This is a genomic window from Pseudoalteromonas sp. OF5H-5 (genome assembly GCF_021530695.1).
GTDB lineage: Bacteria > Pseudomonadota > Gammaproteobacteria > Enterobacterales > Alteromonadaceae > Pseudoalteromonas.
Genome location: NZ_JAKGBF010000050.1, coordinates 1 through 2,097, shown reverse-complemented (window position 1 = coordinate 2,097; position 2,097 = coordinate 1). Strand labels below are relative to the sequence as shown.

At 49.8% G+C, this 2,097-nt stretch carries 1 protein-coding gene; it reads left to right on the top strand.

Annotated elements, in window-relative coordinates; genetic code table 11:
* Positions 1-2,097 (top strand): condensation domain-containing protein (locus L1271_RS24550; RefSeq protein WP_235369047.1); only part of this gene is annotated, 2,097 nt, incomplete at both ends.

Sequence of the window (2,097 nt, the reverse complement as noted above, 5' to 3'; positions counted from 1 at the left end):
TGAGACACAGGCTTTGCTCACGATGGTGCCACAGAGTTATCGAACTCAGGTGAATGAAGTACTCTTGGCGGCTTTGTGGTTAGCTCATCAACGTTGTAGTGGTGCTCAAACGCTATCGGTGACACTAGAAGGGCATGGGCGTGAGGGAGTTGCGGGGGTAATAGATTTAAGTCAAACCGTAGGCTGGTTTACCAGTATGTATCCATTGCAGCTAAGCGTGCAAGCGGCGGAGGATGTCGGTGGTATTTTGATGGCGGTAAAAGAGCAATACCGTCAGGTTCCGGATACGGGGATAGGCTATGGCGTATTAAAGTACCTGTGCGGTGATAGCGAGCTTGCGGATAAGACGATGCCGGCTTTGCAGTTTAATTACCTAGGACAGTTTGACCAAACGGTAAAACAGACGGGCGCCTTTAGCATAGCAGAGGAAAATAGAGGGCAACATATAAGTGCAGCTCGGATAGCACAAGAAGAGCTGGTGTTAAATGGGAAGGTGGTATTTGGCAGTTTAGGTTTTACGCTGAATTATGACACAGGGTGTTATTGCGAGGGAGCGCTATCGACGTTGATGAAGGCTTATGAGCAGGCCTTAAGAGACGTTATTACGCATTGTAAGGCGGTGGGCGTTGGGCCTTATACACCGAGTGATTTTCCATTGGCGAGGGTGACTACGGAAGAGTTAGAGCGATGGGATATTGGGTCGGATATTGCAGATTTATATCCAGCGACGGGGATGCAACAGGGGTTGTTATTCCATGGTTTGTTGGAAGCAGGGAGTTATGTCACGCAGACTCGGATAAGCTTCAAGGATTTGGATGCAAGCGCATTTAAAGCTGCATGGTTAGCGGTAATAGAGCGGCACAATATTTTTAGAACGGCATTTGTAGGAATAGAGCAAGGGAATGCGCATCAAAGGGTGAGCGCACATGCGGTACTGCCTTGGAAGGAAGAAGATTTAAGGGAGATGTCACAGGCGCAGCAGCAACATTATTTAGACGATTATCAGCGTATGGATAAGCGCAAAGCCTTTGCGATAGATGCAGCACCACTGATGCGCTTTAGCTTATTTAATGTAGGAGATGAACATACGTTGCTCTGGAGTTACCACCATGCGCTACTGGATGGGTGGTGTATTCCGTTGGTATTTAAGGAGATAAAGCAATGTTATGAAGCGCTGTGTGCGGGTATACCGTTAGCAAGTGGAGCGCCAGAATACAGCTATAGAGATTATGCTCAGTGGCTGAGTGAGCAAGACAAGGAGGAGACGGTAGCGTTTTGGCGAGACACGTTGGCACCGCTGAGTAGCCATACTCAGTTGCCAGCGGAGCAAGGAGAGGTGGGAGCAGGAGAGGGCGAGTATCGCATTGAGTTTAGTGTATCAGAGACGGCGGCGTTACAACGGCTGGCGGCGGAAGCGAGAACGACGTTAAATATAGTCGTACAAACGGCATGGGGTGTGTTGTTGCAGCGCTATGGCAACCAAGGTGCGGTGGTGTTTGGTTCGGTGACGTCAGGGCGGCCGGCAAGTCTTGCGGGTGTCGAGTCGATATTAGGTTTGTTTATCAATACAGTACCGGTGGTCGTAGAGAGCGGTGCAGAAGAGACGGTGCTTGGGCTATTGCAGGCGCAGCACGAACAGCAAGTGGCACGAGAAGGGCATAGCTACTATCCGTTGTATGAAATACAAAAACAGTCGCCGTTGGGAGAGCCTCTGTTTAATAGCGTATTTGTATTTGAGAACTATCCGGTTGATGCGCAGTTAAGTGAAGCGGATGAGCAGTCGGGGCTAGAGGTTACGACAGCGGAGACAACGGAAGGGACGAACTACGACTTAACGGTAGTGGCGCACGTATCGGAAGGGTTGAGTATTCGCTTAGAAGGCGGGGCGGGGCACTATAACTCGGCGAGTTTGGCACGTTTAGGCGGACATTATAAGCGTTTGCTATTGGGGTTGACGAAGGCCTTGAAGGTTGCGGAGGTTGAGCTTTTAAGTGAGCGAGAGCGGTCTTATTTGCTCACGGAGTTGAATAGTACAGCTCAGGATGTTGAGGTGCCGAGCTGTTTATTGCATGAGTTGTTTGAGCGTCAAGCAAAGAG